Annotated in this window: 14 protein-coding genes; 8 read left to right on the forward strand and 6 right to left on the reverse strand. The window is 42.1% G+C overall.

The annotated features are described in order from the left end of the window. Positions 1 to 9 precede the first annotated feature (9 nt). From ACQ2HE_RS07470 to ACQ2HE_RS07485, 4 genes are read left to right on the forward strand one after another with little or no spacing between them, the layout of a single operon-like run. Positions 10 to 798 carry a glycoside hydrolase family 16 protein gene (locus ACQ2HE_RS07470; RefSeq protein ID WP_430898996.1) on the forward strand — a complete coding sequence of 263 codons (789 nt, stop codon included), beginning with the start codon at positions 10 to 12 and terminating at the stop codon, positions 796 to 798. A 29-nt stretch (positions 799 to 827) separates the two neighbouring features. Next, a complete protein-coding gene (locus ACQ2HE_RS07475; protein ID WP_430898994.1) occupies positions 828 to 3,278 on the forward strand; it encodes an alpha/beta hydrolase family protein in 2,451 nt (816 codons plus the stop codon). Positions 3,279 to 3,302: 24 nt separating this feature from the next. After that, positions 3,303 to 4,724 (forward strand): MBOAT family O-acyltransferase, encoded by a 1,422-nt coding sequence (locus tag ACQ2HE_RS07480; protein ID WP_430898992.1) that lies wholly within the window; start codon positions 3,303 to 3,305, stop codon positions 4,722 to 4,724. Between the two features lie 3 nt (positions 4,725 to 4,727). Next, complete coding sequence (locus ACQ2HE_RS07485) at positions 4,728 to 5,672, forward strand: hypothetical protein (RefSeq protein WP_430898991.1); 945 nt, start codon at positions 4,728 to 4,730, stop codon at positions 5,670 to 5,672. Between the two features lie 128 nt (positions 5,673 to 5,800). On the opposite strand, the gene ACQ2HE_RS07490 is transcribed toward ACQ2HE_RS07485, so the two are convergent. Continuing rightward, positions 5,801 to 7,192, reverse strand: a complete 1,392-nt coding sequence (locus ACQ2HE_RS07490; protein ID WP_430898989.1) for a Gfo/Idh/MocA family oxidoreductase — start codon at positions 7,190 to 7,192, stop codon at positions 5,801 to 5,803. Positions 7,193 to 7,301: 109 nt separating this feature from the next. Here ACQ2HE_RS07490 and ACQ2HE_RS07495 point away from each other — a divergent pair, with 109 nt between their 5' ends. Next, complete coding sequence (locus ACQ2HE_RS07495; protein WP_430898987.1) at positions 7,302 to 8,567, forward strand: hypothetical protein; 1,266 nt, start codon at positions 7,302 to 7,304, stop codon at positions 8,565 to 8,567. Between the two features lie 5 nt (positions 8,568 to 8,572). On the opposite strand, the gene ACQ2HE_RS07500 is transcribed toward ACQ2HE_RS07495, so the two are convergent. From ACQ2HE_RS07500 to ACQ2HE_RS07515, 4 genes are all read right to left on the reverse strand, one after another. Beyond that, positions 8,573 to 10,474, reverse strand: a complete 1,902-nt coding sequence (locus tag ACQ2HE_RS07500) for an FAD-dependent oxidoreductase (RefSeq protein WP_430898986.1) — start codon at positions 10,472 to 10,474, stop codon at positions 8,573 to 8,575. Between the two features lie 69 nt (positions 10,475 to 10,543). Further along, entirely contained in the window at positions 10,544 to 10,963 is a 420-nt protein-coding gene (locus ACQ2HE_RS07505; protein ID WP_430898984.1) for a single-stranded DNA-binding protein, read from the reverse strand. Between the two features lie 122 nt (positions 10,964 to 11,085). Then, positions 11,086 to 12,186 (reverse strand): polysaccharide deacetylase family protein, encoded by a 1,101-nt coding sequence (locus ACQ2HE_RS07510; protein ID WP_430898982.1) that lies wholly within the window; start codon positions 12,184 to 12,186, stop codon positions 11,086 to 11,088. Between the two features lie 99 nt (positions 12,187 to 12,285). After that, on the reverse strand, positions 12,286 to 14,865 hold the full coding sequence (locus tag ACQ2HE_RS07515; RefSeq protein ID WP_430898980.1) for a M14 family metallopeptidase: 2,580 nt from the start codon (positions 14,863 to 14,865) through the stop codon (positions 12,286 to 12,288). A gap of 85 nt (positions 14,866 to 14,950) precedes the next feature. Between ACQ2HE_RS07515 and mnmA the strand changes: the two genes are divergently transcribed. From mnmA to ACQ2HE_RS07530, 3 genes are all read left to right on the forward strand, one after another. Then, positions 14,951 to 16,135 carry a tRNA 2-thiouridine(34) synthase MnmA gene (mnmA, locus tag ACQ2HE_RS07520; protein WP_430898978.1) on the forward strand — a complete coding sequence of 395 codons (1,185 nt, stop codon included), beginning with the start codon at positions 14,951 to 14,953 and terminating at the stop codon, positions 16,133 to 16,135. 127 nt (positions 16,136 to 16,262) lie between these two features. Beyond that, entirely contained in the window at positions 16,263 to 17,006 is a 744-nt protein-coding gene (locus ACQ2HE_RS07525) for a hypothetical protein (RefSeq protein WP_430898976.1), read from the forward strand. Positions 17,007 to 17,017: 11 nt separating this feature from the next. After that, positions 17,018 to 18,712, forward strand: coding sequence for a S8 family peptidase (locus ACQ2HE_RS07530; protein ID WP_430898974.1), 1,695 nt, complete (start codon positions 17,018 to 17,020; stop codon positions 18,710 to 18,712). Here the strand turns inward: ACQ2HE_RS07530 and ACQ2HE_RS07535 are convergent. Beyond that, positions 18,699 to 19,865, reverse strand: a complete 1,167-nt coding sequence (locus ACQ2HE_RS07535) for an RsmB/NOP family class I SAM-dependent RNA methyltransferase (protein WP_430898972.1) — start codon at positions 19,863 to 19,865, stop codon at positions 18,699 to 18,701. The genes ACQ2HE_RS07530 and ACQ2HE_RS07535 overlap by 14 nt on opposite strands. Between the last annotated feature and the right edge of the window lie 40 nt (positions 19,866 to 19,905).

The raw sequence follows: 19,905 nt of genomic DNA on the forward strand, positions 1-19,905 counted from the left end.
TTGACGCACATGAAACGACTTCTTGCCCCCGTTTTTTTGACCCTTTTGCTGACTCAGTCAGGTCCCGGTCAAGCTCAGGAAAAATCCTGGAAATTGATCTGGGCCGACGAATTCAACTATACCGGCCTTCCCGATAGCACCAAATGGAACTACGATGTTGGCGGTAATGGATGGGGAAACAATGAGAAACAATACTATACAAAAGCCAGATTGGACAATGCTTCTGTAGACAAGGGCCTGTTGACCATTACCTGCATTAAAGAGAAGTTTGAAGGAATGGAATACAGCTCTGCAAGATTGGTGACCAAGGGAAAAGGCGATTGGCAGTATGGGAAAATCAGAGTTCGCGCCAAATTACCCAAGGGTTTGGGTACCTGGCCCGCCATCTGGATGCTGGGTAGCACCACTCCGCTGAAATGGCCCGACGATGGCGAAATCGACATCATGGAACACGTTGGATACGATCAAGGAAGAGTTCATGCGTCTATTCACTGTAAAACCTATAATCATATTATTGGTACACAGAAAACCGCCAATGTAGTGCTGCCCGACTGTAGCGAAGCATTTCATGTATATGGAGTAGAATGGAATAAAGATGAAGTGATTATGACCATCGATGAAAATGTTTATTTCCGATTCAAAAACGATCATACCGATTACGCTGCCTGGCCCTTCGATAACAAAATGTATTTGATCTTGAACATCGCAGCCGGTGGCAACTGGGGCGGTGCGAAAGGAGTAGACGAAAAAATTTGGCCACAAAAAATGGAAATCGATTACGTACGTGTTTATCAATAAGTACTTGCACTCACTATAAAACCAAGATTATGAGAAGAATCCTAGTATCACTTAGTTTTTGCTTGGCATTGATGAGTTCGAAAGCGCAAGACGCGTTTTCGTATCAATTGCCACCGAAAGACATTCAAGACCTCGTGCTCGCCAAACCCACTCCGGGCGTGAGCATCGATAGCAAAGGAAGCTTGATGTTGCTCTCTGAAAGAAGCAGTTTTCCCTCTGTAGAAGAATTGGCACAACCTGAATTGCGTATTGGGGGATTGAGACTGAACCCTCAAAATTTCAGTCCCAGCAGAACCGGCTACGCTGTTGGCTTGCAACTGAAAAACATAAAAACAGGTGCTATTAGCGCGATCGAAGGTTTGCCTGAAAATTTGAGAGCCGGTAGCATTCAGTGGAGTCCGGATGAAACCAAAATTGCGTTTACTCATAGTAGTGGCAATCGCGTTGATTTGTACATAATAGACGTGGTTACCAAAAAAGCGAGTAAGATCAATAAGAACGCTTTGAATACTACGATCGGTGGTTCTTTCCAATGGATCAGCAACAACGCTCTTCTTTACAAAGTAGTTCCGAATAATTATAGAACCTATCCGCCGGCACCATTGGCACCCAAAGGTCCGGTGGTTCAAGAAAACCTGGGGAAGGCTGCTGCTAGTCGTACCTACCAAGACTTGATCAAAAACGGCTACGACGAAGATTTGTTTGATTACATGACTACCAGTCAACTCGTGATCAATAACCTTACAGAAGAGCAAGCCTTGGGTAAACCGGCCATTTATCAAAGTGTGAGCCTTTCGCCCGACAAGCAATACATTCTTGCTACGAAAATACTCAGACCCTTTTCTTATTTAGTTCCTGCTAGCGGATTTCCTCATTCTATATCTGTGATATCAGCATCAACAGGAAGCGAATTTGTATTGGTAAAGAATCCTTCTGCAGAAGGTCAGCCCATTGGCTTCGATGATGTGGTGAGTTTCCCTAGAGATTTTGAATGGAGAGCCGATCTGCCTTCTACCGTTGTTTTCACAAAAGCATTAGACAAAGGAATGGGCAGAAGCAAAACGGAATTTCATGATGAATTGATGCAACTTCCCATCAACGGTTCACCTGTCTCTATCGACAATGCGAGCAGTTTACTGAAGGCTACCAGAAGATTGCGCAATGTAATTTGGGGCAATGGCAACTTAGCCTTGGTTTATCAGAGCATGACCTACGATCGCAAGCAACAGATCTTTGCCTTCAACCCCTCAAATGGTCAGTTAGATTTGATCAATGAAAGAAGCAGCAACGATGCATACAGTGATATCGGCTCGCCCATCACTTCTAAAAATAGTTTCGGCAAAGAAGTATTGATGCAAACAAAAAATGGCAATTTATTATTAAGAGGTGCCGGTTCATCTCCGGAAGGAGACATGCCTTTCTTGCAAAGCTTCGATTTGAAAACAAAGAAAGGAACCATTTTGTGGCGTTGCGAAGCACCGTATTATGAAACGGTAGTAGATGTGTTAGATGCAGAAAATGGAGTGTTCATCACTTCGAAGGAAAGTCCAACCGAAACACCCAACTACTATATCCGCAACTTGAAAAAGAAAGTAGCTCCGATAGCCATTACTGATTTCAAGAACCCTTATCCTCAAATGGAAGGAGTAGCCAAGCAAAAGATTTCTTACAAAAGAGCCGACGGCATCGACTTAACAGGCGATCTATACTTGCCAAAAGGATACGATGCAAAAAAAGACGGTCCTTTGCCTGTGATCATGTGGGCTTATCCTAGAGAATACAAAAGCGCCAGTGATGCCGCTCAAGTAAGAGGGTCAAAATATACCTTCACCCGAATCAACTATGGCTCACCTATTTTCTGGATCACACAAGGATATGCGGTGCTCGATAATGCAGAAATGCCCATTGTAGGAGAAGGAAACAAAGAACCCAATGATGCCTTCATTCCGCAATTGTATCTGAATGCACATGCAGCCATTCAAGCCCTTTCAAAAATGGGCGTGGGAGATAGCAACCGCGTAGCAGTGGGTGGACATAGTTACGGAGCCTTCATGACCGCTAATTTATTGGCGCATACCAAACTCTTCAAAGCCGGTATTGCCAGAAGCGGGGCATACAATAGAACCCTTACTCCATTTGGCTTTCAGGCCGAAGAAAGAACCTATTGGGAAGCTCCGGATGTGTATTACAACATGAGTCCGTTCAGCTTTGCCAATAAAATCAAGACTCCGCTTTTGATGATTCACGGTGAAATGGACAACAACTCAGGCACTTTCCCCATTCAAAGTGAACGCATGTACAATGCCATTAAAGGACACGGCGGCACCACTCGATTGGTGTTCTTGCCTTACGAAAGTCATGGCTATGCTGGAAAAGAAAACATTTTGCACATGCTTTGGGAACAAAACCAATGGCTGGAGAAATATGTAAAGAACCCGCCCCCTGCCGGCACAACAGGAGGCGATAAAAAGACGTTCTAGTACCAAATGAAACCCTAATCAACCGTGCTATTTAACTCGATCACCTTTTTTCTATTCCTGATTCCGGTCTTTACCCTTTATTGGCTGATCGGTTCGGGGCGCTTAAGAGCCCAACAGGCCTTGATTTTGGTAGCGAGTTATTTCTTCTATGGCTGGTGGGATTGGAGGTTTCTATTGTTGCTGATTGGATCAACCGTAATGGACTATGGATTCGGCTTGCTACTAGGCAAAGAATCCAAACACCGCAAACTTTGGTTGGTACTAAGTATCGTCAACAATCTTGGCGTACTACTTTTTTTCAAATACTATAATTTTTTCATAGAATCGTTCCAACTGATGCTCAAAGGCATCGGTTGGAACATTCATCCAACCCTGCTCCACATTGCTCTTCCCGTTGGCATTTCATTCTACACGTTTCATGGAATGAGTTATGTATTTGATATCTATCGCGACAAACAAAAACCGGTTCGGAATTTTTTAGAGTATGCGGTATTCGTATGCTTCTTTCCATTGTTGGTAGCAGGACCTATTGAAAGAGCCAGCCACCTCATCCCACAAATTCAAGCTAAAAAGCCTTTTAATACGGCACAAGCCTTTGCCGGACTTCGATTGATGTTATGGGGATTTTTTAAGAAAGTAGTGATAGCCGATACGCTGGCAGTTGCCGTAGCACCGGCCTTTAGAGGTCATGAACACTTGAATGGTTCCTCTTTGGTACTAGCAGCGATCTATTTTTCAATTCAAATTTATGGCGACTTCAGTGGGTATTCTGATATCGCTTTAGGCACATCTAAGTTATTTGGATTTGAACTGTACAGCAATTTCAGGTTCCCCTATTTCTCTCGAAACATTGCAGAATTTTGGCAACGTTGGCATTTGAGTTTAACAGGTTGGTTTCGCGACTATTTATACATTCCTCTAGGCGGTTCAAAGAATGGGAAGTGGATCACGATTCGTAATACATTCATCGTATTTCTTGTGAGTGGATTCTGGCATGGAGCGAATTATACATTCATATTTTGGGGCTTGATTCATGCTTTGTTATTCTTACCCCTGCTTCTGCATAACAAAACAAAAAACTTCCGTAACAGTGTAGTGGCCGAAGGAAAGGCACTACCGTCGTTAAAGGAATTGTTTCAGATGCTTAGTACCTTTTTGTTGGTAACGGCCTCTTGGGTGTTCTTTCGATCGGCTACACTATCAGATGCACTTTCTTTTTTCAAACAAATTCCGGATCGCTTCTTTACCAAACCTGCGGGATGGGAATACCTTCCTTATGTAATTGTATTGTTGATGGGAGAATGGTATCAACGTCACGATGAAAGAAATGTATTACAAATCAAGAATCATTGGTTGCGGTATTTTGTATACTGGATTCTGTGTGTGCTCATAGTATTGCATTTCCCCTATTTGAACAAAACCCAATTCATTTACTTTCAATTTTAACCCATGAAACAATTTCTCAAAAAATCGCTTTTGTTTGGTGGGTTTTTATTGGTGAGCCTATACCTGATGCTTTTCAAACTCGATCCAAGTTGGGTAGAAGGAAGAAAGCAACAGTATGTGGAGCAAATAGATCGAAACGTTGATTATCTGGTAATGGGATCATCGAGAGCAGAACACTGCATCAAACCCAATGTTATGGATACTACAAAATTGAAAGTGTTCAATATTGGAGAAGATGGTCATGGTTTGCCATCGAATTACTTGCTTTTAAAAGTACTGTTAGAGAAATACAAAGTACAGATAAATCATGTTGTATTACAAGTTGATGAATTCAGTTTCAATGGAAGCAATGGCTTCAGTAGTAAGTTTAGGGATGATTATTTTGTGACCGACTTACAAGACAGCGCCGTTTACAATGCTTTTTGCAGGTACCGCAATCCTTATATCGCAGAAACAGTTAAAGACTTTCCATTCATGGCGAATGTGATGTACAACGATTTTTACAAGTTTGTAAGAAGGTACCCTTTGGTATTTAAAAATCGCATCAAGTTTTTGGAAAGAAGCTATCAAAAAAACATTGCCTTTTTTGGAATTGATAAGGGCTACTCTCCTTTCTTCCCCGATCCGAATGTAAAAATTGAGAATTACCGTGATACCATTGAAGCAGATGACTTGGACTATTTTGAACGCTTTGTAGATCTATGCAACCGGAATCATATCAAGCTCTACCTATTCCGTGCTCCTATTCTGGAATGTGAACGTTCAGACAGCCGCGAATTCGACGAATACATTCATGCCTTCACTCAAAAGAATAATATCCCTTATCTAGATCTGAAATGCGACTATCAAATTCATTCGCAGTATTGGACACAAACCCATCCCGCCGATAGTTTGGCGAACCTGATCACCAAAGATGTCGAAAAATTTCTACTTAAATACAAACAATAGTACTTGCTTCATTTTTTCATAGAGTGAGCTCTTATGATAAAGTGTAGGTGATTGATATCCTTTCATTGCTTGTTTTAAACTTTTTACCTCGAGGCCCCAATTATTAATTATTACTTATTAATTATTAATTATACTCTCGTCATCATCTTCTCTGCATCCCAATAAATGATCTTCTTCTGAAAAATGCTATCATTTACCGCCAAGCAAGGCGCGCAGGCTCTGAAACCAACTATTGGATCTTCAATCACTTTTGCTCCGGTTCTCACTCCATTAAAGAAGTTCGCAAAATGCTCCACATGCTCATTGAATCCTTCCGGTGTTTTGAATTGAATCGGTTCTTTAGTGGGCGAAGCTTTGTCTGCTGCCGAGTACTTTTGATCGTATGCTTTCAATAATTCTTCTTGCATGGCTTTGGGGTAGGTTTCTAAAGAATCCCAACCTCCAATACCAGGTGCTTTGGGCATTAAGCTGTTATGCACAGTGAGACCATCCCATCCTAACTCCATTACACCATCGCTTCCCACCAATCGAGTACTTCCCTTGTCTCCTGCCCCACTGATAAAATTCACACGGAGCATTACTTGAAAAGAAGGATGTTGATCGGTACTTGGATATTCAAGAATGGCGGTTAAAACATCCGGTACATTGCGACCGTCTTTCCAGTACACTAGTTGCCCGTTTGCCATTATTTTGGAAGGTCCATGGCTTCCTGTTATAAAATGAATTCCGGTTAAGAGGTGTACAAAAAGATCGCCCGACATGCCGGTTCCAAATTCCTTATAGTTTCTCCATCTAAAGAACTTCATGGGATCAAAAGCTTGTTTGGGCATTCCTGCAATGTACTTGTCCCAATCAACAGTAGCAGCACTTGCATCTGTGGGTAACGTATATTGCCAAGCACCAAGTGCACTTTGTCGATCCGTGAATGCCTCAATACAATTCAATTGACCAATGGCTCCCGAACGATACAGTTCTCTTGCTTTCGCAAAATCCAATCCGCTAATTCCCTGACTTCCCACTTGCATTGTTTTACCACTGGCTTTCCAGGTATTGATCACACCCAATCCTTGCGATAGTTGATGCACCATTGGCTTTTCACAATACACATGCTTACCGGCTTTCAACGCATCGGTAGAAATGCGCGCATGGTGGTAATCACTGGTAGCAATGATAATGGCATCAATATCTTTTCGCAGTAAAAGTTCTCGATAGTCTTGCGTCACAAACAGATCTTTCCCATAGAGTTCTTTCATTCTTGTTAGTCGCCCTTTATACAAATCGCAAGCACCTGCTAAACTAACGCCGGGAACCTTTAAAGCAGAAGCGAGGTCATTGTGCCCCATGATACCGGTTCCTACTACCGCCACACGAATGGCATCGTTGGCTGTGTATTTTCTTTCGTATTGCAGCATTCGAGTATCGTATCGCTCCTCTGCTTGCAGCCGTTCCAAAGAACCTGCACCATAAAACAAAGCGGTACTGCTTAGTTGTTGAAGAAATTTACGACGTGAAGCACTCATAAGAAATAGTTTGGTTGAGCAATCGATTGATGATGAAATTTATCGGAGGAATCTCATTCCTCAGCTTTCATTGCATTCAAGTTAAGAAAGGATGCGCTAATTTTGCGCTATGAAGCGAAGTTTGTTGGTAGTTTTTTTATGGATGCTCCTTTCTGAAATCAATGCCCAATCCGTTCAGAATTTATATACTGAAATGGCTTTATATGGCAAACGCCAACGGATGGCTAAGGATATTAGAGAAAATGTAATCGCCAAAACATTCTTGCAAGACATCAACGAAGACAATGAGCACCGTTTTGAGTCGGCTTGCAATGCCATTTCCCAGTTTCTTATTAAAAACGACACCGTAAAACTTGGCTTTCGTAAACTCTTTAATGCATTCGATCAACTTCAATATGATACTCGAAAAGCATTGCTAGAAGCGGCTTATGCGGTATACCCTACCGAGTTCACAGAGCAAATACAGCAAATTTTCCGAAAACAAACCGATGCAAAACTGTTCTCAATGGCGGCGGCGTACTGGATTCGCGCCAATCCTTCAATTGATGTGAGCAATCAAATTAGCATAAGAACTGTAGAGCAATTTTCAGAGCCGGATTCCTTTCCTATTTTAGAATCGCTTACTCATTATGTGCAAGACAAGATCAAGCCTAAAAAGACCAGCGCTCCATCTGTCAAAGACCTTATTCAATTTCACAAAGAAAAAGGCAATAAAGTAATCTACTCCTTTCAAAGAGAGAATCGCGACTATCCGGGTATGGCCATTGTGCAGAATGCAGATGGAAGTTTTGAAAGAAGAGCAGACGGCGCCATTATGATGTTCGAACAACTGGCTCGTTCAGGCTCATCTCTTCCCTATTTCATTTCAAATGGAAACACACCGCAAGGAATGTACAGCATTCAGGGGACCGCTGTATCAAGACTCGGTTTCATTGGCCCTACACCCAATATTCAATTAGTAATGCCTTTGGAAGACAGTTCAAAGAATTTCTTTCATGGACTCAAACTTTCAAACGAAGAACTCATCAGTCATTATCAAAACTATTGGCCCGCTTCATGGCTGAAATTCAAGCCCCGATTGGAAGCACTGGAAGCAGGCAAAATCGGCCGCTCTGAGATCATTGCACACGGTACTACCATTGATCCGGAATTCTTTAAAGACTATCCTTTCTATCCCCTCACACCAACAATGGGCTGTTTGTGCGCAAAAGAATTGTGGAATGTAACCACCGGCAAACCGCTAGTGAGTGAGCAGTTCAATATGTACAGTGCTTTTATGTCTACCTCCGGTTCAAAAGGCTATTTAATCGTCATTAACCTTAACGACAAAAACGGCCCTGTTACAAGAGCTGAACTGGAAGCATTATTGAAGTGATGACATTAAGGCCTCAACTCAATTGTAGGCGTATCATTGGAATTGTTGAGTCTTCCAAAATGATCAACCGGGTAATTAAATGGATGCAGGTAGTGATCGAGTATCACGGCTACTTGAGCTTTTGTTAAAGCAGTTGAACTATTGATAGAACGGTTGCTCAGAACTTCTTGCAATTCTTCATTCGACTTCCAAAAGCTTATCTTGATTCGTTTCGCTAACATCACAATGATCAACTGAGCTTTTAAATTACTCACTGTGATCTTGGTATTTGATTTACTGAGCCCGCCAATTCCAAAAAAGGAGCCAAGACCCTCCGACAATTCATTTTCAGTAATTAAAGAATCAGGATCGAAAAAAGTTTTATTGGCCCAACCTTCCGGAACACCTCTCGACTTCAATATACCGGTAACCCCTATGCGCTGAATGGATATCCAATTAGGATGCTCAGGTTTCACATCAAAATAGGGTCTGAGATAAGCTTTCGCCGCTAGTAATTGCGCTTGAACATTTCGAACATCGGCTTGCTTTACTGAATATGATGGGTTTGCTTTTCGTTCCTTCAAAACAACCGCGGCGAGGGCTCCTGCAGCCTGTCCGGTAAGCAATACACAAGGTTGCAAGCGAGTAGATCCATTAACAATATTGGAAACAGAAATTCCTTTTTCGGCCACAATCAAGTTCTCGACATCTTTTGGAATCAAACTACCCAATGGAATACTAAATGAAGGCACGCGCGGGAAATCAATATTCGGCGGATTCTTTTCTTTGCTGTGATGATGATCTACCGGATAATCGCCTACCGAAATTCCGGTTCTATATAAAGGATCATTTTGGTCAAAAGGCTCAATCAAATCGTTTACATTTAGGCGAACTTCACCTTTTACTCTTCTACCCTCACGATGATAGGGCATCAATGCCAATCCTGAACCACCCGGAAATAAAGGAGATAAACCGAGGTTCTTTTTTCCTAACTGAGTTTGAATAAAATAAACGAATCCGAGTGTTTGTTGGCGGGCTGCTTCAAGGTATTCGTATCTCTTTATTTGAGGAATCGATGTTACGTTTACATAGTAATCATTCCCGTGCGCCGGCCAATTGATCATGTATTGTTTATTGGGAAGCAAGGCATAGTCCAACATTTTCTCGGTGTTTACTTTGTAGGCTGAACCATCGGGGCAGGGAGCATCCAAACAAGAACAGAAATAGCGGGTGCTGTCATAGTTTTTCGGGCGAGGAATGGTTTTATTGGCATTAGGACCGTAGTCTTTTAAAACCGCCACCCAAGTAAGATCTTGAATCATGTCCGATTTACCAGGGGCCATAGTTTCTTTGGCATAAATGGGATGTTCCATGCCCAAATCAAAACCCGCCCCGGCTGATGCAAATACATCACCTAAATCAGTTGCGTCAATCACCAGTGAAGCATTCACAGTAAGCTTTTGTCCTTTTTGATTTACAAAAACAGCTCCTGTTATTGACTTCCCCATCATCAACGCTTTCTCAAAAAACCATTGATACTTTACAGTTAGAAATTTCTCCCGCTTGAACATGGCTTTGAAAATGCTATCTCCAACTTGTGCTTCAAAACAGGTTTCACTGATCCAACCCGTGAACAGGTTTCGGGTTTTGTAATGCTTGTATAATTCTTCTCGGAACTCCATCCAAATGCCACTGTGGAGTTCATCGTTTCCATCGGTACAGCTCACACCGGCAGCCGTTAACATGCCCCCCAACCATTGCGTTGGTTCTATCAAAATAGTTTTGTTTTGAAGGCGCGCCGATTGGATAGCGGCGCCTACGCCACCCGTGCTGCCTCCAATCACCAATACATCAGTGTTAAGCGTTGTTTGAGTCCATCCGTATGTGCTTAAAAACAGGAAGCAAAAGCCGGTTACAATCGGTTTCATATAATGGTATTAAATAAAAACTCCCGCAAGAAACACTTGCGGGAGTAATTTATGAAGAACGAGCCTTAATTAGAAGGGTAAATCGTCCATTGGTTCATTAATATCCATCACCGGTGAACCAACCGAGCTGTTTGAAGCGGGTCCGCTGTAGCTAGGACTTGCTCCTGCATCACCACGGCTACCTAACAATTGAACACTGCTCACACGAAGGGTTAAAGATGCACCACTAGTGCCATCGTTTTTGGCATAAGTGCGTACTTCAGGAGAACCTTCAACATACACTTGTGTACCCTTTTTCAAATACGGAGCGATTCCTGTACGGTCTGTCCAATAGGCACATTCCACCCAAATCGTCTTATCTTTTTGGTTCCCTTGTTGATCGCGGTATTTTTCGGTATGCGCAACGCTGAAATTGATAACATTCTTTCCATTAACGGCATTGGTAACACAATCTTTCCCCAGATTGCCAATCACTTGCATTTTGATCATAACTTATTGTTTTTTGCGTCCTTGCTTAAAAATTCGAGGGCAAATTACACTATACCCTAGTGACTTCCTCGGGGTAAAACCCGTTGGGGAAAAGTTTTTTCAACTTAAAATGCCGGGGTTTTCTACACGGCCAATGGCAGTTCGGAAAAGAGTGCAACCGCAGCCTCTACTTCCTCAGAACCAAGAAGATACGGCAAAAAACTCAGTGACGACAAACGAGAGACCAACGATGGTTTCGCAGCTTTTGACGGTTTTGCATAATACCGATCATACAGTTCTTCTGTAGAAATACCCCGAATTCCCTCCTCCTTACAAAAAGCAAAAAAAGATTCCATGGCGGCTAAGATCTGGTCACAATCTTTTTGAGTTGGTGCATAAGGATTAATTCCCGGCATCACCTCAATATTATGGAACATCATATTGTAAACAATGATCTCTTCTCCCTGATAAGTAAACTGGTATTGCTTTACCAACTTTTGCAGCTCTTTATCTCCAAAAAAACTCGGGCGCAGCCAAGTTCTCTTGAAATAATAGGGCTTTCTTCGCAAGCCTCCCAATGAAAAAAGCCACTCTTTCCAATAAGGTATTTTCTGAAGTGCTATCGAAACCGGTATCTGGAGAATCCCTTCCGACAACTTCGACTTTTCTATCATAGAAAAGTCTGTCATAAAGTAAGGTTGTTCAGGAGCATTTTTGAAATCACAAATATTTTTGCGTGTATGATCGTCCCATTTTATATGCGGGGTAACACTGGTATCTACCTTATAACCCAATTTCTTTAGAACCCGAATGGTATTCACTCCTGCCGCAAATCGACCTGCTCGAAAAACAATCGGTTTGTATCCAAATTTTGATTCGAACAAATCTGTAATGGCGTTCAACTTTCCCTCTTCAATGTCATTGGGATAATCACAACAATTGGCCCTTGCCTTTTTACCTGCATAATTGTCAAAACTTTTTTCGGGAGCAATAAACTCAGGATGTAAATGAGTGCCAAGTTCATATGCACCTTCCAATTCTCTTAAAACAGCGACACTGGCCTCGTTTTCAATAACCACATTGTTTAACAAATAGGTAGGAACCAGATCGTATTTGATGAACAAAGGATGCAAAATGTCTTTGATCCCTTTCTCCACACCGGTAAAGGTTAACGGGGATGAATACGTCCAATCACTGCTACAATCCGGCTCCACGTCTATCGTTATAGTCAAAAATTTCTTCATGCATTCTTAAGTGTTAGAATAGGCTAAACATACTGCACAAACATTAGAATACATATTTGGTTGTTAAGAAATTTTCAACACCAAAGGTATTTGGGTATATTATTCTTCTCCCCTATCACCACCACTGTTCACCAATCTTCCGAAGAAAATAGCATTCATAAACAACTTGGTTCCACCCAGCCAGAATGCTCTAAAGTTTGGATTATCGGCAATATTGATCACACGACCCGATCCTACCTGGCTCACCAAAACTGCTGCACAGCCTTTTACAGCATCGTAATTCTCTTTACTAACCCAGCCACTCTGCAATGGATTCGCAGTATACACGAAGGGAATAGCAAAAGGATTCTTTCCCTTTTCCATGTACACTCTATTGGCCTTGAACAAACTCACCACTTTTTGCTGGTAACCATAAGCAAGCGGATTGCTTTGGTCGATCGCCGCACCAAAAATAGCTCCACTCATTTGTTGAGCACCGTTGATCTGTTCACGATCTACATAAGTAAGATTTTTTAGACTGTCTAAAGGAGATTTCGCCTTTTTGAAATTGACGGTTGTAATACCATTATCGGCACACCAATTAATAGCCTCTTCTAAAGCAATGAGTGTTCCGCCTTGTTGAACCCAAGCTTTCAATTTGTCTTTATTGATATCTCCATAACCACCTGAAACCATGATCAAGGTGTTGTAGCGACCCAGCTCCACTCTGTTAAAACTACTCACATCCAAATGTGTAGAAGGAATATTCATGCGTTGATCTAACAAATGCCAAATTTCACCTGCATCAGTTGCACTTACACTGTTACCAACCAACATTGCTACAGAAGGTTTGGGCACTACTGCCATGCGACTGCTTCCCAAGTCGCTTCCGCTTGTTACATTACCTGTTGCCACACTGTAAACTGTAATACCATTTCGAATAGCACCTTCTTCAATCTTTTTATACAACTGATCTGAACTCATGCTTTGCAATTGTACAGAAATAGAGATAGTACCATAGGCAAATTTTCGACTACCCGCACTTGTTGGAATTTCAAAAGTATTGGTTGCAGTTTTCACAATGATTCCACTGTTCTGCAATTCGTATAAAAATTTAGGTGCTAGCAATTCATCCCACTCAAACAAATAAGCATAATTCGATTTTCCTCCAACCACTGAACCAGAGGGCATGGTTACGGCCTCCACTCTATCACCTATTAAGGAAGGACTAAATTTAGCAGCTCCCAATTCGGCATAATTCAAACCAAAAGCCAGTGGTAAGGTCCAAGCGGTGATATCGTAGAACAAGCTGTCTTTATACTGCAATGTTTTATCAAAAATTCCATGGATCAAGCGGTATTGAGGTTGATTGGCCGGAACAATGTATCCTTCTCCTTTCGGAATGACGCCATTGTCACCCGCTACTTCCGCAGCAGTTTTGTAAACTTCAATTTGATGGCGTTTGAGCATCTCCGTGAAAATAGCCGCCTTGGTTGCATCTTTTTTCGCACTGTACACAAATGCTTTTACGGGTGCGGTGGCCGCTTCTGAAATAGCTGTTTTGTAAAACTCACGTTGCCATTGTAAAAACTCCTTCTTCAAAGCAGCGGCACCTTCCAAAGTTGAAAGAGTGGTCACGAATTGATTGCGAATGGTAAAAGGGAATTTCAACAATCCATTGGATGTTTGTTGTGCATGACCTCTGGAACTTGCCTGTTCAAACAAGATTCCGATGGCGCCGTTCACATCCGGATAAGTGGATCCTTTTCCGTAATAATAGTCGTCGTAGTTTTCTTTGGTAAAATACAAAGAACCGATTCGATCCAAAAATTTCGCGTGGTACACAGCGAGCTTGCCCGTCAACTCTTGATTCTTTTCAGGAGTAATCGGATTCACACGGGAAGGAACACCAGGTTGAAAGAAAAAGGTAGCATTGCTTCCTTGTTCGTGGTGATCGGTTAAAATATTGGGCTTCCATAAATGGAACCATTTCAATCGGTTTTGACTTTCAACATGTACAGCCGGCAACCAATCGCGGTTCAAATCGAACCAATAATGGTTGAAACGACCTCCGGGCCATACTTCATTGAATTCTCTTGAATTGGGATCGGTCACCAAATTCTTGCTCTTATGTTGGTTCACCCAAGTGGAGAAGCGTTGCAATCCATCGGGATTAAAAGAAGGATCAAATAAGATCACTACTTTATCTAACAATTCATCTATGTTTTTGCCTTGGGCTGCGGCCAAATAATAGGCGCTTAATAAACTAGCATTGGCACCACTGGGCTCATTACCATGAATGGAATGCCCAACCCAAACCACAATCGGCATTTGATCAATGGGCAGGTTTCCATTGAATGAAGGATCGGTTAATTGAACGTGCTGTTGTCTGATCTCTTCTAAACGCGCATGATTTTTTGGAGAAGTAATGATGAGGAGCACCTGAGGACGGCCCTCATACGTAAAACCCATGGTTTCCAATTTAATTCTGTCGGGGGCTGCTACAGCAAGAGCCTTCATGTAATTTACCAATCGGTCATGTGTTACATGCCATTCCCCTACTTCATGGTAGATCACCGATTTAGGAGTGGGAATGTTGGGATTGTAACTAACACTGTCGGGCAAATAATAACTCAATTCCTGAGCACTTGCAAAAAAGGTAAACAGGCTGAAAATCAGCGCAATGGGAAGTTTTCTCATACATTTTTAGTTGGATTTCTAAGGTAACAAAGTTTACGGTATAAAAGCACCTCCCATCCCTTCCGGTTTACGAAATAAGAAAAACATGTTGAAAACCGGCGACTCACCTCGAGGATACCACCCTCTTAAACCGCCCAAGCATCGTATCTTTGCCCATTCAAGTGAAGAACGTATGAGTAAAAAAGGAAAAGTGCTGGTAGCGATGAGTGGCGGTATCGACAGTACCGTTACCGCCCTGATGTTGAACGATCAAGGGTATGAGGTGATTGGTATTACCATGAAAACATGGGACTATGCAGCCAGCGGTGGCAGCAAGAAAGAAACCGGCTGTTGCAATATCGACAGCTTTAATGATGCGCGCATGGCAGCCGTACAACATGGCTTCCCCCACTATATATTGGACATTCGAGATGAATTCGGTGATTTCGTGATCGATAATTTCGTTGAAGAATACTTGGCAGGAAGAACGCCCAACCCTTGTGTGATGTGCAATACCCATATTAAATGGCGTGCTTTGCTTAAAAGAGCCGATGCATTGGATTGTGAATTCATTGCAACAGGTCACTATGCAAAACGCTTTCAACACAGCAATGGTCGGTATTATGTAAGCAAAGCAGTAGACGAAACCAAAGATCAAAGCTATGTGCTATGGGGATTGCAACAAGATCTATTGAGTAGAACCTTGTTACCCCTTGGCCCTTATCGTAAAACAGAGATTCGTCAAATGGCTCACGATTATGGCTATCCTGAATTAGCTAAAAAGCACGAGAGTTATGAAATCTGTTTTGTGCCCGACAATGACTACCGTGGTTTTCTAAAAAGAAAAGTAGAAGGGCTGGAAGAAAAAGTAAACGGCGGAAACTTTGTTGACAAATCGGGAAATATTCTTGGTAAACACAAAGGTTATCCTTTCTATACCATTGGTCAAAGAAAGGGATTGGACATTACTTTTGGTAAACCGGTGTATGTTACAGGCATCCAACCGGAAACCAATACCGTAGTTTTAGGAGATGAGGAAGATTTGAATAAAAATGAGATGATCGTATCCAAAATCAATTGGGTAAAATACGAAGGTGTGGAAGATGGCTTTGAAGCAACTACCAAAATTCGATACAAAGATGGTGGTACCATGAGCCATTTGTACAACCATGAAAAAGGAATTGAAGTGAAGTTTTATCAGGATGCAAAAGGGGTTGCGCCGGGTCAAAGTGCTGTGTTTTACGAAGGAGACGATGTAGTTGGGGGTGGCATCATTCAGCGGCCATTTTAAAATCGATTGATTTTCAACTCCTTGCATTTTCTGCTTTTTGGTTGGAAAAGCAATAAAACAGGTTCTAAATCGTTAATTGTGAAGTTGTTTTGTGTTTTAACCCAAATCTCAACCCTATATCCATATTATGCAAAGACTGTTGAAAATAGCACTGCTGTTGTTCGTAAGCGCAAGCTTGCTCACCTCTTGCGACGAGAAAGCGCAAGTATTGACTCCTGCATTAAGTGATTATATGCCCCTGGAAGTTGGAAAATACATTCGCTACAGATGCGACTCTACCGTATTTGTAAACTTCGGCACCAAGGATACCGTAAAATCCTATCAAGTAAAAGACGTAGTTGACGCATTAATAACCGACAATTCAAATCGTCCTACTTATCGAATCATTCGTTATCTCAATGATACTGCCGCTTCCGGCACTTGGACACCTATTAGTACATACACGGTAACACCAACCAATGCAACTATTGAACTGGTAGAAAACAATCTTCGTTTCGTGAAGTTGAAACTACCTATTGCAGACGGCGTTACTTGGGGTGGCAACAATTATATTCAAACAACTTCTGAAAGTTCTACTGTTCAGTATCTGAAAGGGTGGGACTATGTATACGACAAGTTTGAGCAAGCGTTCACTGTTTGGAACAATCTAAACATTCCCAACACAGTAACCGTGAATCAACGCGATGAAACCTTAGGAACTCCAACAGACGCTAATTTCTACAGCGAACGAAACTTTAGCAAGGAAGTTTTTGGAAAGGGCATTGGCCTCATCTACAAAGAATTCTTGCACTGGGAATACCAACCACCAAGTAGTTCAAATCATGGATATACTGGTTATGGTATCAAATTAACGATGATCGATCACAATTAAAAAAGCTGGAAATGAGACGGGTACTGCTGTTGATGGGAATTCTTTTCTTTGCAACACTTTCAAGTACTGCACAGTATAGCAGGTACGTGGTAAAGTTTACGGATAAGAAGAATACCCCGCACAGCCTTTCCAATCCATCTAGCTATCTCAGCGCGAAAGCCATCGCGCGAAGAGCGAAACAAAATATCAGTATCGATTCCACCGATCTGCCCATTACCCCCGCTTATTTAGACAGTATTCGTTCCGTACCAAATGTTACGGTACTAAATGTTTCAAAATGGTTTAACCAAGTATTGGTCAAAACTACCGACCCCGCTGCACTGGTAAAAATCAATAGTTTTCCTTTCGTGAAAACCGCGGCTCCTATTGCATTGAATGTAGACAATATCGACAAAGGGCAACCAATCACAAATGAAAAATATGGCGTAGTGGGAAATGAATTGATTGGCATGAACGGCCTCAACGGTACCCACTCTCTCAGTTACGGAAATAGTTACAATCAAATTCATTTACACGAAGGCGAATACTTACACGATCTTGGCTTTACCGGCAAAGGCATTACCATCGCCATCCTTGACGGAGGCTTTTTTGGTTATAAAACCAATGTGGCCATGGACAGTGTTCGTTCTCAGAACAGAATTTTGGGAGTATGGGATTATGTAGCCAATGAAGAAAGTGTAAATGAAGATCATCCACATGGATTGTACTGTTTCTCCATTATAGCCGGCAACAAACCGGGCTCCTTAATGGGGTCAGCACCTCACGCTAGCTTCTATTTATTCAGAACAGAGGATGTGAATTCAGAATATCCCGTAGAAGAACAAAACTGGGTAGCAGCGGCAGAATATGCCGACAGTGTGGGAGTTGATATGATCAGTTCATCATTGGGTTATTATGATTTTGACGACGCTTCCTTCAACCATAGTTATGCCCAGCGCAATGGTAATACGGCACTCGTTACATTAGGCGCCGACTTAGCCGCTAAAAAAGGAATCATTGTAACCAATAGTGCAGGTAATTCGGGTAATGCTACAAATGATACGAAATACATTGCTTGCCCGGCCGATGGCGATAGCGTGGTGGCAGTAGGTGCGGTAACACAGGCCGGCATTCGCGCAAAATTCAGCAGTTGGGGGCCCAATGGTGCCGGTGCTCGAAAACCGAATATTGTATCAGTAGGTCAAGCCACGGTACTGGCCAATACCGCCGGTAATGCATCGAGTGGAAATGGTACTTCGTTTTCGAACCCGCTCGCTTGTGGATTGATCGCTTGCCTGTGGCAAGCATATCCCGAGTTCACCAATATGGAAATCATCAATGCCGTTCAAAAAAGTTCGAGCACTTATACAAGTCCCAATGATAGCTTGGGATATGGCATTCCGAATTTCAGAAAAGCATATGAATATCTTGCAGCGGAAAGACTGAAAAAGAATCAGGATGCAATTCTTGGATCGAATTGGATCAAGATCTACCCCGTTCCATTTAAACAATCCCTCTCTGCATTATTAAAAGCACCCAATACTGGTAAAGCCACACTCCGCTTGTTCAATAGCAGCGGGCAATTGATAGAATTGAAACAGCTAGATGTTCAGGCTGGCAGCACTTACACTTTAAGCTTTGGAGCTGCAGCAAAATTATCTGCAGGCGTTTACATAGTTGAATACCGCGATGGAACTTCAACTCAACGAATTACTATTCAGAAATAAACAAAGCTGCAAATAAGGTATCGGCCTTTCTTGAAGTTCCGTCTAGATATCCCGAATAAACCAATCTCATTTTTTTATTGGAAAGAATTTCTTGCACTCTCTCTTCATTTTCTTTGGTAAATACAGAGCAGGTACAATACAGGAAATAGCCCCCGGGCTTCACATTTGCAAGAACATTGCTTACAATTTTGGATTGAACTGCTGCGTAGGTTTCAATTTTTTGTTGATCAAAGAAAAGGTATTGCTCAGGCGTTCTCGACCAGGTGCCGCTGCCTGTGCAAGGCACATCAGCAATTACCAAGTCGAACTTGCGATCGTGCTTGCTTCCCCTGCCGGCATCAAACACAAATCGGTGGTAATTCTTAATGCCTGCTTCTTTAAAGCGGTTTGATAAATTATGCAGAATGGAGTCTCGTATATCCGATACTGATAGTTCAATGGTTGAAAGCGTGTCGAATAGTAAAATTGATTTACCACCGCTGGCGGCGCAGCAATCCCAAACGGTGGGTGTTTTCCTTTCAGGTTTTCCTACCCAAGAAATTAGCTGATAGAATTCTTGTACACGTTGTGAGCTAAGATCTTGAACAACTGCTTCCCTGTTTAGCTGTATTATATTTTCTATGTTCAATCCGGCCTGCAAGGCGATGCAAGTTGGAGACATCGATTCAAATGCGAGTTCAGCCTTCTTCAATTTATCAACAACTATTTTCTCATAACTTGGGCGAAGTCTTAGATAAAAAGGAGGTTGATGAAGAATGCCGGTAAAATAAGCGTCTTTATTTATTTCAAGCGACAGCTCATTCACCCAAGCTATATTGGCCGTTAACGAAGCGCCAATTCTTTCTATTTTTTCTTGAAAAGATTCCGAAGCTAACAAGTTCCATTCCGGAGCCGCTACTTCCAATAATGCAGTAGACTGTTGTGTTAAAAGAAAATGTGCTTGAAGTACCGCGGTAGGGAGGTCATTGGTAGTTAAATGTGGTTTCACTCTGCAATAATCGTAGCAGAGACTTGTCACCCACTTTCGGTCTTTAGAACCCATTTTCTTGTTCTGAGCAAAGATTTTTTTCAAATGCGCAGCAAGGGGTTCTGCTCCCTGATAGTGATGAAGAATGGATGCAGCGGTATTGATATAAGAATAGTATCGACTCAAAAGAGATGAATTTGTACAAAGATAACAAAGCCCGATTCTA

The sequence above is a fragment of the Endoryza foliicola genome, from assembly GCF_050589245.1.
Taxonomy (GTDB): domain Bacteria; phylum Bacteroidota; class Bacteroidia; order Chitinophagales; family Chitinophagaceae; genus Endoryza; species Endoryza foliicola.